Origin of the sequence: Lacrimispora sp. (genome assembly GCF_036758025.1) — a bacterium.
Taxonomy (GTDB): Bacteria; Bacillota; Clostridia; order Lachnospirales; family Lachnospiraceae; genus Lacrimispora.
Map to the genome: position 1 here is coordinate 61,815 of NZ_DAIOXM010000005.1, position 13,949 is coordinate 75,763.

Below are 13,949 nucleotides of genomic sequence, written 5' to 3' on the forward strand. Positions count from 1 at the left end.
CGGCACGGAATCCGTAAAAACGCATAAGCCAGTCCGCCTGATAAAGCCTGTGTTCCCTTAAAAGAGGCGGACCTCCCGGAAGAGCGGGCAGGCTGCTGTCTTTATTGACGGGAACAAAAGCGGAATAAAAAACTCGTTTTAAGTCATAATTCTGATAGAGGGCTTCCGCCACCATCATCATCTGAAAATCATTTTCCGGAGTCGCTCCCACGATCATCTGGGTGCTCTGCCCTGCCGGAACAAAGGCCGGGGCCTTCCCATACTCCATCAGCTCATACTTGTTTACCGCAATTTTCTTCTGAATCTGCTTCATAGGTGTTAAAATCTTGCTCCTGCTCTTTCCTGGAGCCAGCTTCTTAAGTCCGTCAGCAGTAGGAAGCTCCAGATTGATGCTCATCCGGTCCGCCAAAAATCCAGTCTTTTCTATGAGAACCGGATCTGCACCGGGAATTGCTTTTACATGGATGTAGCCGTGAAAGTGATACTCTTCCCTCAGCTTTTTCAAGGTCTGGTATATCAGGTCCATGGTAAAATCAGCACTGTAGAGAACCCCGGAACTGAGAAACAGCCCTTCAATGTAATTACGGCGGTAAAATTCAATGGTCAGGCTGCACACCTCATCAGGGGTAAAGGCAGTTCTTGGCACATCATTGGAACTGCGGTTGATGCAGTATTTACAGTCATAAATACACTGGTTGGTAAATAGTATTTTCAATAGGGAAATACATCTGCCGTCTGCCGAAAAACTGTGACAGATCCCGGCTGCAACCGTATTCCCCAGGGTTCCTGCTTTTCCTTTCCGGTCTGAGCCGCTGGAAGTACAGGCAACATCATATTTGGCTGCATCTGATAAAATAGCCAGCTTTTCCTGAACGCTTAATTCTTCCTGAATTAACATATCCTCACCTCGAACGCATGTTCTTTTTCTTTATTCTAGCATACTTTTTTTCTCTTTTCAAGCATTTTCGAATGTACGTTCGTCTGTCAGTTTTTACCATTAACTTTTTATAAAAAAATCAGGACCCGGGTTTAAAGCCTTATCTTTTTGGCATAAGTAACCGATATATGTTTTGTAATGTAGGATAATAGATGTTTGATATCCGAATCAATGCATATGCGAGGAATATTACAATGCCAAATTCTCAAAAAACCCCTCAAACAAAAGCAGACGGAACCTCAAAAAAGGTGAAACCGGCTAAAAGCAGGGTCAAAAAAGCAAAACCTCCTAAAGCCAAGGAAAAAAAGGCCCATAAAAATAAAAAGGCATTCATCTTTCTGACAGCCATTCTGGTAGTTGCGGTTACCGGTTCTGCTGCTGCCATTACTTTGCTGACTTTGGCAAAGACAGGCACTTCCAGTGAAAAGGAACCGGAAGCGCCGGCTTATTATTTTTCAAAAGAAGAAGGACTTTCTTCTGTAACTACGGTTTTAGGTCCCAGAGACTTTAAAAAGCTGGACAGCCTCTCTTCAGAACAGGAAGAATCCCAGACCTCAGGCGAAGCGGAACCAACCGATGCAGGGGAATCATACAAGTATTTTCACGCAGCAGATGTGTCTGCAGATTTAAAAAGCTATAAAACCTATCTGGAAGAGGAAAAGAATTTTATTGATGTGACAAAAAACAGCCAGGAGGAGGAGAAGTCATCTTCCCCGGAAGAAAAGCTGGAAGTCTATCAGCTTTCAGGTCCTTCCGCCGATTCCGGTTCCTATCTTTCCATTACTTTGAAAGAGGAAGAAGACGGCTACACCGTGACTGCCTATAAGGGGGACCAGCCATGGAATGCCTATATTAAGGAAATCTGGAACCAGCAGAAAAAGGAACTTGCTGAATCTGACGACTCTTCACAAACAAACAATACCATCGAAGAAGCTGAAAGGTCTGTTTCTTCCCAGGAGCAGAAAAAGCTGGGACTTCCGGAACCGACAAATTCTTACGAGTATATTGCAGCTCCCGGAATCGCGAAGATAGATGGCAGCAATTATTATACAGTCAGAACCTACAAGCGTCAGGCAGACAGCACCCTGATTTACATTGCCACCTATTTATCGGATTATTCCACAGGCGATGTCGCTTTTCAGTATGATGAGGTTACCAGAGAGGTCACTCCTCTTCCCTGACCCTTGGCATCGTAATTCATATTTTAATTACTATAAAAATTAATAAGGAGACACGACTATGGATTTTTTACAATTGGCTAAGAAACGACATTCCGTCAGGAAATTCAGCAACCAGAAAATAGAGAAGGAAAAGCTGGACTTAATTCTGGAAGCAGGGAGAATCGCTCCCACTGCGGCAAATTACCAGCCCCAGCGCATCCTTGTTCTTGACAGTGAAGAAAGCCTGGAGAAATTAAAAGCCTGCACTCCCTGTCATTTCCACGCTCCTTTGGCATTGTTGGTATGCTATGATACTTCTGCCAGCTGGAAAAGATCCTATGACAACGAAGATACCGGAATCACTGACGCCAGCATCGTTGCCACCCAGATGATTCTTCAGGCTACTGAAGCAGGCATTGGCTGTACCTGGGTAGCCCACTTTGACCCTCAGCTGATACGGACTTCCTTTGGACTCCCTGATTACCTGGTACCTGTTGCCCTGATTCCCATGGGTTATCCGGCTGTGGATTCAGCTCCAAACCAGACTCATGAAAACCGTTTTTCTTTAAACCGCACTGTTTTCTTTAATTCCTTTGACGGAATTTCAAAAGGAAAACCTTCTGAAAAATAAGTAAAAAACCATGTCATCCCTCTTTCCTCTGCTGACGGCCTTCTTGACAGAATGGACCAATAAGCAGGAAAGAGGGATTTTTTATCTGCCTTCCCGCATACATATGACATAGTATATAAATATACCGGGTCTAAAAAGGACAGGGGGCTTTGCCATGGAAAAAATACTGGATAACCGATATTATGACCTGATCATTCATAACTCTATGGTGCCGTCATTTGACAGCGGAAATAATATTACAGTTTTAAATGAGACCCATTCCCTGCTTCACATTCAAAAAAGCAGCATGGATCCTTGTGACCTGGGACGTCAGCCTTATGACAGCTTTCCGTTTCTTTTTACCCTTTCTTCCAAGGTGAGTATGGAACGGTCAGGCATTAGCAACATTCAGCGTGTTCCCCAGCTTGGACTGTTTGGTTCAGGCATCATCATCGGTGTGGTTGACACGGGCATTGATTACCTTCACCAGGCCTTTCGGAATCAGGATGGAACTACCCGCATTCTTTCTATATGGGATCAGACAGAGGGGAGCGGAAGACCTCCCAATGATTTTACCTTTGGGTCTGAATACGGGGAAAATCATATCAACACTGCTCTGAGGTCTGAAAATCCTTTGTCCATTGTTCCAACCACTGATCCTTACGTTCATGGAACAGCCATCACCAGCGTTATTGCCGGTTCTCCCGACCAGCAGCACTCCTTTACAGGTGTTGTTCCCAGGTCAAGGCTCGTGGTTGTAAAGCTGAAAGAGGCAAAGAAGAATTTAAAAGATGTTTTTTTCGTTTCGGAAAACGCTCTATGTTATCAGGAATCGGATATTATGCTGGGAATCCGTTATCTCATCTCAGTTGCCAGGCGGTTAAGCCGCCCCATTGTCATATGCATTGCCTTGGGAAGCAGTCAGGGCGGGCACGACGGCAACAGCCCTCTCAGCATCTACCTAAACCATCTGACTGCCATGCATAAAACAAATGCAGTGGTGGCATCAGGCAATGAAGGGAACAAAGGAAGACATTATTTCCACAATTGCATTGAAGTTCCCTTTGAACACAGCTTTGATTTGAATGCAGGACAATATGATAAGAAGTTTTTCATGGAAATCTGGCCTTTTCCTCCGGGAAGAATCTCCATCCAGATCTCCTCTCCCACCGGAGAAACCATCGGCACCATCTCCCGGCCCACCAGCGACTGCGGGAAATTCACATTCTCCCGCAGTAAAACCGTTGTCTGGATCAACAACATTTTGCTGGAAGGGGACAGCGGAGACCACTTAATACTGGTGCGCTTTGACAATCCGGTTCCAGGAGTATGGAATTTTAAACTCAGGAACATGGAATCTGCACCCTTCTCCTTTCACTGCTGGCTGCCTTCCGGCGATATGATTTCAAATGAAACTTATTTCAGCCTGTCAGATCCGGATACTACCATTACAGCCCCGGGAAATGCCAGGCTTCCTCTTACGGTCACCGCCTATAATCAGTTTGATGACACCATTTTAGAGGAGTCCGGAAGGGGTTATACCCGGTCCAATCAGATCGCTCCTGACATCACTGCTCCCGGCTACCGGATTCCCTGTGCCCTTCCGGGAAATGAATACGGAACCATTACAGGCACAGGAGCCGCAGCAGCTCACGGGTCAGGAGCCGCCGCCATGGTGGTGGAATGGGGATTTTGCAAGGGCAATCTTACCACACTTACGGGAAACCAGGTCAACCGCATGATAATCCGGGGAGCCCAGCGCAGCCATGAAATGGTTTATCCCAACAATATATGGGGATATGGAATTCTGGATTTATACGAACTGTTCAAGCGGATAACAGTGTTTTAGCCAGATTTATCGGCAGCAGGAACACCCCGGAAAGACTCTCTGATGGAAAATTATAGTTGTGTTTTCTTTTTATTTTCTGTATAATCAAGTCAAAGAAAACCAAATGTCAAAATTTTCATTTAAGGATACAGAGAGGAGACTTCCATGTTTCAGATTCATAATTTTACAGACAATGATGATATTAAAACTTTAGGCTCTTTAGGCCCTTTCACCGTAATCGAATACCAGCGTGATTTAAGTGTAATGCCTTCGGAGGCTCAGTTCGCTTATTTCTGCAATGAAATGAATGTCCGCAAAAGGCAGGTCATCTGCGACTTATCCAAGGCCGATATCACCCTCCAGGCCGGAGCCATGCAGTGGACTGTGGGCAATGTAAGTGCCACCACCGGCATCAAGGGCGTAGGAGACTTATTCAGCAAGGCGGTCCGGGGAAAAGTAACCGGAGAATCCGCCATCAAGCCGGAGTACACCGGAGACGGCATTTTGGTGCTGGAGCCCACCTACCGCCATCTTTTATTGATTGATCTTCAGGAATGGAACGGTTCCATTGTACTGGATGACGGTCTGTTTCTCGCCTGTGATTCTAAATTAAAGCACAAGACTGTCCTGCGTTCCAATCTCTCCTCTGCGGTTGCAGGCAATGAAGGGCTGTTCAACCTGGGCGTAAGCGGCGACGGCATCCTGTGTCTGGAATCCAAATGCCCCCGTGAAGAATTGGTGGAAATCACATTAAATGGTGATGTCCTTAAGGTAGATGGAAATATGGCTATTGCATGGAGTGGCAGCTTAGACTTTACCGTAGAGCGCTCCGGAAAATCCCTGATCGGTTCTGCGGCTTCCGGCGAAGGACTTGTAAATGTTTACCGGGGCACCGGAAAGGTTCTTCTTGCTCCGGTCAGCTAAAAGCGAAATAACTTCAGATGGTACACAAGAAAGAGCAGCTGCGATTTACAAGCAGCTGCTCTTTCCCCTATGGTGCTTTTAAGTTGTGCGGGACGTAACTATGTATCTTGGGCTGCCTCATGCCTAAAAGTCCCTTTTTCTTCCTATATACCGCGCCACCCGGTTTTTGTATCTGATATAATCATCTCCAAAAACCGTAGGCAGGTATTCTTCTTCCTTTATAATCTGAAGATGGAGCAAGACAATGGAAAATATTGTAAAAGCCAGAAGGATCCAGTTAAAAAAGGTGAGAAGGATTCCAATATAAGTCAGGTAAAAGCCCACAAACGCAGGATTTCTGCTGATACTGTAAATTCCTTCCGTAACCATGGCTGTCTTCTCTTTTTCCGGAATTCCAGCCCTCCAGCTATCCCTCATGGTATATACGGCTATCCCAAAAACAATCACACCTGCAAAACCTATAAAAATTCCCGTTATCCGGACAGCCGGATCTAAAGAACCGGCATTTAAAACAATGCTGAAGACCTCAGCCGCCACAATGCTGTATGTGGCAGTCTTCATAACGGCCTCAGTTGTCATGAGGGCTTTTTTCTTTTCCCCTTTTGCAATGTGATCCGTCTGAATCCCCTTCTTTCTTTGGGCAAGCATTTTTCCAATATAGATTGTGTAAAACGCAGCCAATGTCAGAAGGGATAAAATCTGATACCCCAAATCGTCTCCTCCCGCCTTTTAATTGATTATCATACCTTTTTCAGTATACCATATTTTACCTTTCCGAGATAGCTTCTTTTACCTTCTCGCCTGAGCCTTTAGCTGAATTTGCCTGCTGATTTCCTTTACCTGCTCAGAGGGCTCATAATCCTCCTCCTGGAACAAAAATTCGTGAAGCCTTTTTACGTTTTCCTCCAGTGTCACCGGGATGACGCAGTCTCTTTTTCCAATCATCACATCCTTTAAATTGGAGGGAAAGCCTTCTGTTTCCGTCAAATGAAACCGCTTCATATTTTTTATCAGAGGAAGCAGATCCTTCATGCCGACGCTGGTAGAAATCTGAGGCAGTACGGCACCTGCCATCTGGTTTAAGGTGGAAAGATCCGCTTCCCTGGCCTTTTTTAACACCAGGTCTGCAACCTCTCTCTGCCGCTCCGTCCGTTTGAAATCCGTATCCATTTTCCTGAGCCTGGCATAAGCAACCGCCTGGACACCGTCCAAATGGTTAAGTCCCTCCTTTTTCAAGTGATGGGAACCCACTCCTGTAGACTCTACGGTTTCCGTAATAAAACCATTGATCACGCGGAATTCCTCCCGGCTGATGTCCACATCAATGCCTCCCAGGATATTGATGGCATCTGCCACCGCCTTCCAGCTAAAGGATGCGTAATCATCGATGTTTAAATCGAGATTTTCTTTTAAGGCTTCTATGGCCTGGTTAGGGCCTCCGTAAAAATAGGCTTCGTTGATCTTATCATACCTTCCCTTTTCATTGACTTTCAAATAGGTGTCCCGGTAAACAGAAACCATCCGGATTTCTCCTGTGTCCAGGTTCGCATTTAAAAGCATCTGCATATCCGACCTGGTGCCCCTTCCCAGCTCTCCTTCCCTGGAATCCACACCAAATACAGCCACCGTCCAGTAGCCCTCCATTTTTTCCTGGGTTTCTATGCTTATATTGGTATTTTTAATCTGGGGCATTTCTCCTGCCGGAAGCCTTTGGGGCATATGGATGATGTTCCAGCCGTGGCCCAGTATAATCCCCGCCAATGCGGCCCATACAGCTCCTATGACAATAAATCCCCATCTGTAATGATTCGCCATGAATTCCTCCCATATCGTTGAAAATTCTACAGTTCAGCCATGCATAGATAATTTGGTGGAAATGCACCACCAAATTATCTATGTCGGGCTGCGCCCTATAGAAAAATTAATGCCATTTGTGCTTAGTGAGCAAGCTCCCACGCACAAATCCCATTAATTTTTCTGCATGGCTTAGTTATCGCAAAAAAAGAAGAGATACTGTTTCTATCTCTCCTTAATTTTCCTTAATTTCAGAATTTTATTCAAAAACCGGTTTTATCTCATTGGGATGATCAATGACATACTTTGGCTGAAATGCTTCCAGCTCTTCCCGTCCCCTGAATCCCCAGGTTACGGCCACCGTATCCATTCCTGCATTGAGCCCTGTCTTCATATCCGTATCCGTGTCCCCGAAGTAAAGGCATTCCTCAGGCTTGGCCTGAAAGTGTTCGGCCGCCATCCATGCTCCGGAGGGGTCCGGCTTACACACAACGCCTTTTCCTTCCCCGATGATCAAGTCAAAATATCCCTTTTGGAAAACAGCATCCGCACATTCAACAGCCCTGTCATGGGGCTTATTGGTCAGGATTCCGATTTTGATTCCTCTTCCCTTTAGAAATTCCAGAAGCTCCGGAATGCCGTCATAAGCCTCTGCCCGGTAAAGGCTGTTTTCCTTAAATATTTCCCTATAAACGCCCAAAGCTTCCTCGTAATGAGTCAGAGCTTCATCTCCTGAGTAAATCAGGGCTCTTTCTACCAGCTTTTTATACCCATCTCCCACAAATACCTTAGTATGAGCCACATCCACATCACCATAGCCAAAGTGATTCATGGTCAGGCTGACAGAACGTGAAAGAGAATCAATGGTATTGACAAGAGTTCCATCCAGATCAAAAATACAGCACTTATACATATTGTTCCCCTTCCTGTTTTGTGAATAACAACTTCATTCCCGATCATACTGAATCAGGAAGTTACCCGGTTTTCTGCAATCTTTCTTAAGTATAGCCCACAGCAGAGGGGTTGTAAAGTCTTTTCCCGGAATCCCAAAAATACGCTTTGATCCGGCTTGTTAAAACCGGATCAAAGCGTATCCCAAGGGTTCAGAAACTATTTATTCTGTCTCTCTGTTCTTTTTCAGAACTGCCAGCACAAGACAGCCGGCCGCAGATCCGATTACAACAGCCAGCAGATATCCAAAGGGATTTCCAATGGTAGGAAGTACGAAGATACCGCCGTGAGGCGCCCTGAGCGTACAGCCAAGAGCCATGGAAAGCCCTCCGGCCACTGCAGAGCCTGCAATACAGGAAGGAATCACCCGGATAGGGTCAGCGGCTGCAAAAGGAATCGCACCCTCTGATATAAAGGACAGTCCCATAATATAGTTAACCAGACCGGACTGGCGCTCTTTTTCCGTAAATTTCTTCTTGAAAAATGTAGTACAAAGGGCAATTGCAATAGGAGATACCATACCGCCTGCCATAACTGCCGCCATAATGTCAAAGTTTCCTTCTGCCAGCTGGGCCGTTCCAAATACATAAGCTGCCTTGTTCACCGGACCGCCCATATCCACTGACATCATTCCTCCCAATACGATACCAAGAAGAATCCTGCTGCTGCCTCCCATGCTGTTTAATCCATTGGTCATGGCATCGTTGATGCCTCCGACAAAGGGATTGATAAAGGTAGTTACAACTGCAGCCAATAAAATACCGATCAGAGGATATAAAAGAACAGGTTTGATTCCTTCCAAAGATCTTGGAAGCTTACTGAAAAGCTTTTTCAGCAGAATTACAATGTATCCGCCGATAAAACCGGCCAAAAGCGCTCCAAGGAAACCGGAATTCACATCTCCGCCTCCGGGATTTGCAAAGGTGGAACCCATTTTAGCAATAAGCCCGCCTACAAAGCCCACCGCCAGACCGGGACGGTCCGCAATACTCATGGCAATATATCCCGCTAAAACAGGAAGCATCATGCCAAAGGCCTGCTCTCCCACAGTCTTTAAATAAGCTGCCAAAGGAGTATTTTTACCAAAATTGCCGGGATCAATGGAATAATCATCAAACAGGAACGCCAATGCGATCAGGATTCCTCCGCCGATAACAAAGGGGAGCATATGGGATACACCATTCATCAAATGCTTATAAATAGAACGGCCGATTCCATCCTGGCTGCCGCTGTTCTCTGAGGAAGCATTGGCTCCTCCTGTGTGGTGGTAAACAGGCGCTTCCCCGCCGGAGGCCCGTTTTATCAGTTCTTCTCCTTTGTGGATTCCATCAGAAACAGAAGCTATGACTACCCGCTTTCCGTCAAAGCGTCCCATATCCACGTTCTTATCAGCCGCTACGATGATTCCATCCGCTGCTGCGATTTCATCTTTTGTCAGAGGATTTCCAATACCTTCTGCCCCGTTAGTCTCCACCTTAACGGCGATTCCCAGTTTCTTGCCCTGCTGTTCCAGGTTCTCAGCAGCCATAAAGGTATGGGCAATTCCTGTCGGGCAGGCAGTGACAGCCAGAACCCGGTATCCGGCAGCAGCCTTTGAAGGTTCCGCTGGCTTTTCTTCCGTTTTCTTTCCGTACCGCTCTGATTCCTTGTCATCAATTAACTGGAAAAATTCTTCCTTTGATTTGGCTTTCACCAAATCACCTTTAAAATCGGGGTCCATAAGCAGAGTGGATAATCTTGACAGTGCCTCCAGATGAACATCGGCTCCGTCAGCCGGTGCTGCAATCATGAAAATCAGATTGGCAAGGGAACCGTCAAAAGCTTCATAATCCACGCCCTCCGGTACCACCATGGCAGCAAGGCCCGGCTCCTTTACAGCGGCTACTTTTGCATGAGGAATGGCAATCCCATCTCCCACTGCAGTGCTGCCCTGGGCTTCTCTCGCCAAAATCCCTTCCTTGTAACCGGCCTTATCCTTCAGCCTTCCGCCGGCATTCATTAAGTCCACAAGGCGGTCAATGGCTTCTTCCTTGCCGGAAACCTTTACCCCCAGTTCAATACTTTCCTTTTTAAGCAGTTCCGTAATCTTCATCAAAAGCCCTCCTTTGACAATTCCTCATACAATTTCATAATATCCTCCCTGCCTGCAAGCCCTTCAGAAAAAGCGCTGGCGCTTCCTGCGGCGCTTCCAAGGCGCAGAGCATGCTCATAGCTTCCATTCTCCAGGTAACCGGCTATGAATCCGGCCACCATGGAATCTCCGGCACCTACCGAATTCTTTACTTTGCCCTTTGGAACACCCATCCGGTAAACCTGTTTGTCTTCGGTAATGAGAATGGCTCCGTCTCCTGCCATGGAAATCAGCACATTTTGAGCTCCCCTCTCCTGAAGGCGCTTTCCATAGCTGATGATTTCATCTTCCCCGTGAAGCACCACTCCAAACATCTCCCCTAATTCATGATTGTTTGGCTTGATCAGGAATGGATGGTAAGAAAGCACATTGGCCAGCAAATCTTTCGTCGCATCCACAGCAATACGGACTCCCCTTCCGTCTAACTGTTCCATAATTCTCTCATAGATGTCATCATCAATGGATTTGGGAATGCTTCCGGATAAAATCAGTACATCTCCCTCTTTTAAAGCGTCCAGTTTCTCAAAAAGCAGCTTCACATCCTGGGCGGTGATCTCAGGCCCCATGCCATTGATCTCCGTCTCTTCCCTGGATTTCAGCTTGACATTGATTCTGGACATTCCTTTTTCCACCTGGATAAAATCTGACTGAAATCCAAGGCCCTTTACTCCCTGTTCAATTTCCCGTCCGGTAAATCCAGCCACAAAGCCCAGGGCGGTATTTTCATACCCTAAAGCCGCTAAAACTGCAGATACGTTCAGCCCTTTTCCCCCATAATAGATGTTTTCCTGCTGGGTTCTGTTGACTGCTCCCAGCGTGAACTGATCCACCTTTACTACATAATCCAGGGCGGGATTAAATGTTACGGTGTAAATCATATATCACCCCTCCTTTAATATATAAAATTTTATTTCTTCTCGTATCTATAATATAATACGATTTCTTCATTTCGTCAATAAGTTTATTCAAGAAAAAATATTTCTTATATCATTTCAGCATTTTAGCCAATCCTTAGAAAGCATTCCAAAGAATTATCCCAGTTTTTTATGCAAACTGCACTCTTCTCCTGGCTTTACCGGACAAAAAAAGCTCCCTTCATGGCCATACTGCATTATGCCGTACCCAGGGAGCATTTTATCATGTTTTATCGTCAGAAATAGTAATCTCATGGCGCCTGATACGGTCATGGGAATCCTTTATGCTGACAGATAAAAATAAGTATAATATTTCAATCACAGCAGTGGCCGTCACTCTGGAAAAACAGAATTCTCCCAGAAGAAGCTTCTCCCTTGTAGCCGTTGTAATGTGAAAGTCACAGGCTTTTCCAAGGGGAGAGGAGGCATTATTTGTGATTGCTATGGTTTTTACATGGTTTTCCTTTGCCACTGCCACAAGAGTCATAAGACGTTTGGAAAATCCGGAATTGGATATGATGATGACTACATCCTCTGCCCTTAAATTGCAGGTATAAGCCACCTGGGTTTCCCAGATAGACCCTGACACAGCGGCAATTCCCAATTGATTAAACTTAAAGGCACCATCCAAGGCAACGGGAGTGGTATTTCCCACGGCCACCAGCTGCACCATCCTGGCCTGTTCAATCACTCTTAAAATCTTTTCCAGGTTCTCCTCATCCATCATGGATATGGTCTGGGTCAGCTCCGCCACCTTATTGGCAAGAATATTCTGGAGGGACTGGGCGATGTTGTCACGGCTGATGTCATTGGAAACCTCAATGGAATTTCCCCGTTCCTCAGCCACTTCTTTTGCCAGATTGATTTTTAAATGATGAAAGCCGTTAAAACCGCATCTTCTGCAGAACCTGGACACCGTGGCATCGCTTGTACCGCTTGCCAGGGCCAGTTCTGCCACCGTCATGTCAATAATTTCACTCTTATGTCCTAAAATATAATCTGCAATCTTTTTTTCCGCCTCAAAAAGTGAATCATAAGATGAACAGAGAACACCGGATACGCTGATATTTTCCTGCATAAACAACCTTTCCCTCATTTCATGTAATATTATTTCACCATTATATCACGATGTGAAATATCTTGTAAAGAGGGTTCATACTCCCACTCATTGTGATCTCGCCCCGTATCCCTTAAAATCTCATCAATCTGGGCAAAGAGCTGGCTGTCAGGCAGGTTTCTCTGCCACAGGCGAAATGCTTCTTCGGACCGCACCGCCTTTGCATCAACCGGAATTCCCGCACAGTAATCCCGGTTTAGATCTCCGTAAAGGCCGGCCATCTTCTCCATCTGTTCCTCCGGCAGATTGCGGAGCTGGTCATAGATCTGACTGCTGACCACTTCTTTTAGAAACCCGGAAGCATACTCTTGAAAGGAAAGCAGGTTTTCATCTAAAATCCCCTGCTGTCTCGCCCAGCCCTCCACGTCCGTCTCCCGTGTTTCATAGGCCAGGCTGCCGTTTTCCGTCCATTTTAACACGCCGTACCTGCAGGGAGCGATGGGAAAGGCATCCGCCACCACTTCGCTGATCCGGAATGCACTTTCATCCTCTCCCGGTGACAGCTTATTTCTCTTAGTTCTTTGCAGATGGAGATGTCCGCTTATATAGAGAGGAACGTGATAGCTTTCTAACAGCTCCGCCACATCACGGCTGTTTTCCAGAGTGCAGTCCACCGGATAGAGGATACTCTCCTTTAACAGATTGTGATGGGCAATGGGTATTAAGGAGGCACCTTCCCGGTCTGCTTCCTCCAACTGCTCTTTCATCCATGCCAGAGTTTCTTCCCTGATACGCCCTCCCACCTTGTTCACCGGTTCATACTGGGCGGAATCCAGCATCAGAAGCCAGTTTTTCTCATCCAGCTCATAGACATAGCTGAGGGAGGCTTCATCAAGACTTCTGGCCTGATCATAGCCAAACTGGCGGTAAATCTCATAAAAGTCCTCAGGCCCGGTCATCTCAGCCTCTCCTTTTTCCTCACCGAAATAAGAGGCAGCGGCGTAATTATTGATATCGTGATTTCCGGGTATGACAAGCACCTTTACACCCTTTTCCTCCAGAATTTTCAGCTTTTCCGCCAAGGCTTCATGGCTTTCCATTTCCCCGTTCAAGGTCAGGTCCCCGCTTAAAACCACAGCAGAGGGGTTAAGCCTTTCCATATCGGCTGTAAAGGCATCCATAAGCTGGGGAATGTAATGAACCAGCTTACCGTCATCCTTCTTTAACATGGTTTCAAAGGCTTCCCCGTAATCAGTCAGACTGGGAGAAAGATAATGAACATCAGTAATCACGGCAATGACCGGAGGCTTATATGCCTCCGGCTGGTCTTCCCCTTCCTCAGGAAAAGGCATTACCGGTTTTGAGACTGTCTCAGCCCTCTTATCCGCAAGCTCTTCTCCATTCCCAAACTCTTCATCTTCTTCCGCTTTGTCCTCCGCTTTTTCTGTCTCCTCCCTATCAGGCGTTTCAGCCTGGCTTTCGGTTGCTTCCTCCAAAAGAGAACCGGAAGGTTCCTTCCCTCCCGGAGCCGGGGAATGGAGCCTGCCAATCACCAGCACAATGCCAAAGCATATAAGGAGAGTTCCTATATAAATCAGGGCCAGAAGGCCATTCTTCTTTTGTCTGCTCATGTTGTCCCACAA

Annotated in this window: 11 protein-coding genes and 1 pseudogene; 4 read left to right on the forward strand and 8 right to left on the reverse strand. The window is 46.3% G+C overall.

Features of this window, described 5'->3' with window-relative positions; all coding sequences use genetic code 11:
* Window positions 1–898 (reverse strand): annotated as a pseudogene (locus tag V7M78_RS06350) (putative DNA modification/repair radical SAM protein); the annotation flags it as partial.
* A 233-nt stretch (window positions 899–1,131) separates the two neighbouring features.
* Between V7M78_RS06350 and V7M78_RS06355 the strand changes: the two are divergent.
* From V7M78_RS06355 to V7M78_RS06370, 4 genes are all read left to right on the forward strand, one after another.
* On the forward strand, window positions 1,132–2,118 hold the full coding sequence (locus tag V7M78_RS06355; protein WP_333647563.1) for a hypothetical protein: 987 nt from the start codon (window positions 1,132–1,134) through the stop codon (window positions 2,116–2,118).
* A gap of 58 nt (window positions 2,119–2,176) precedes the next feature.
* Window positions 2,177–2,728, forward strand: a complete 552-nt coding sequence (locus V7M78_RS06360; RefSeq protein ID WP_333647565.1) for a nitroreductase family protein — start codon at window positions 2,177–2,179, stop codon at window positions 2,726–2,728.
* Between the two features lie 154 nt (window positions 2,729–2,882).
* On the forward strand, window positions 2,883–4,556 hold the full coding sequence (locus V7M78_RS06365; protein ID WP_333647566.1) for a S8 family peptidase: 1,674 nt from the start codon (window positions 2,883–2,885) through the stop codon (window positions 4,554–4,556).
* Window positions 4,557–4,700: 144 nt separating this feature from the next.
* The gene (locus tag V7M78_RS06370) at window positions 4,701–5,459 is read left to right on the forward strand and encodes an AIM24 family protein (protein ID WP_333647568.1); all 759 of its coding nucleotides are present in this window, start codon (window positions 4,701–4,703) and stop codon (window positions 5,457–5,459) included.
* 123 nt (window positions 5,460–5,582) lie between these two features.
* On the opposite strand, the gene V7M78_RS06375 is transcribed toward V7M78_RS06370, so the two are convergent.
* From V7M78_RS06375 to V7M78_RS06405, 7 genes are all read right to left on the reverse strand, one after another.
* Complete coding sequence (locus V7M78_RS06375) at window positions 5,583–6,170, reverse strand: methyltransferase family protein (RefSeq protein ID WP_333647570.1); 588 nt, start codon at window positions 6,168–6,170, stop codon at window positions 5,583–5,585.
* A 78-nt stretch (window positions 6,171–6,248) separates the two neighbouring features.
* A complete protein-coding gene (locus V7M78_RS06380) occupies window positions 6,249–7,274 on the reverse strand; it encodes an LCP family protein (RefSeq protein ID WP_333647572.1) in 1,026 nt (341 codons plus the stop codon).
* A gap of 238 nt (window positions 7,275–7,512) precedes the next feature.
* The gene (locus V7M78_RS06385; RefSeq protein WP_333647574.1) at window positions 7,513–8,166 is read right to left on the reverse strand and encodes an HAD family hydrolase; all 654 of its coding nucleotides are present in this window, start codon (window positions 8,164–8,166) and stop codon (window positions 7,513–7,515) included.
* A gap of 201 nt (window positions 8,167–8,367) precedes the next feature.
* Window positions 8,368–10,296, reverse strand: a complete 1,929-nt coding sequence (locus V7M78_RS06390) for a PTS fructose transporter subunit IIABC (protein ID WP_333647576.1) — start codon at window positions 10,294–10,296, stop codon at window positions 8,368–8,370.
* Entirely contained in the window at window positions 10,296–11,213 is a 918-nt protein-coding gene (gene pfkB, locus V7M78_RS06395) for a 1-phosphofructokinase (protein WP_333647578.1), read from the reverse strand. Before pfkB ends, V7M78_RS06390 begins: the two co-directional genes overlap by 1 nt.
* 259 nt (window positions 11,214–11,472) lie before the next feature.
* On the reverse strand, window positions 11,473–12,327 hold the full coding sequence (locus V7M78_RS06400; RefSeq protein ID WP_333647580.1) for a MurR/RpiR family transcriptional regulator: 855 nt from the start codon (window positions 12,325–12,327) through the stop codon (window positions 11,473–11,475).
* 29 nt (window positions 12,328–12,356) lie between these two features.
* Entirely contained in the window at window positions 12,357–13,937 is a 1,581-nt protein-coding gene (locus V7M78_RS06405; RefSeq protein WP_333647582.1) for a metallophosphoesterase, read from the reverse strand.
* Between the last annotated feature and the right edge of the window lie 12 nt (window positions 13,938–13,949).

Excerpts from the sequence above, each read along its gene's own strand:
- V7M78_RS06390 (WP_333647576.1), bottom strand. The coding sequence starts at position 10,296 with ATGAAGATTACGGAACTGCTTAAAAAGGAAAGTATTGAACTGGGGGTA.
- V7M78_RS06385 (WP_333647574.1), bottom strand. The coding sequence starts at position 8,166 with ATGTATAAGTGCTGTATTTTTGATCTGGATGGAACTCTTGTCAATACC.
- pfkB (WP_333647578.1), bottom strand. The coding sequence starts at position 11,213 with ATGATTTACACCGTAACATTTAATCCCGCCCTGGATTATGTAGTAAAG.
- V7M78_RS06400 (WP_333647580.1), bottom strand. The coding sequence starts at position 12,327 with ATGCAGGAAAATATCAGCGTATCCGGTGTTCTCTGTTCATCTTATGAT.
- V7M78_RS06365 (WP_333647566.1), top strand. The coding sequence starts at position 2,883 with ATGGAAAAAATACTGGATAACCGATATTATGACCTGATCATTCATAAC.
- V7M78_RS06370 (WP_333647568.1), top strand. The coding sequence starts at position 4,701 with ATGTTTCAGATTCATAATTTTACAGACAATGATGATATTAAAACTTTA.
- V7M78_RS06380 (WP_333647572.1), bottom strand. The coding sequence starts at position 7,274 with ATGGCGAATCATTACAGATGGGGATTTATTGTCATAGGAGCTGTATGG.
- V7M78_RS06405 (WP_333647582.1), bottom strand. The coding sequence starts at position 13,937 with ATGAGCAGACAAAAGAAGAATGGCCTTCTGGCCCTGATTTATATAGGA.
- V7M78_RS06360 (WP_333647565.1), top strand. The coding sequence starts at position 2,177 with ATGGATTTTTTACAATTGGCTAAGAAACGACATTCCGTCAGGAAATTC.
- V7M78_RS06355 (WP_333647563.1), top strand. The coding sequence starts at position 1,132 with ATGCCAAATTCTCAAAAAACCCCTCAAACAAAAGCAGACGGAACCTCA.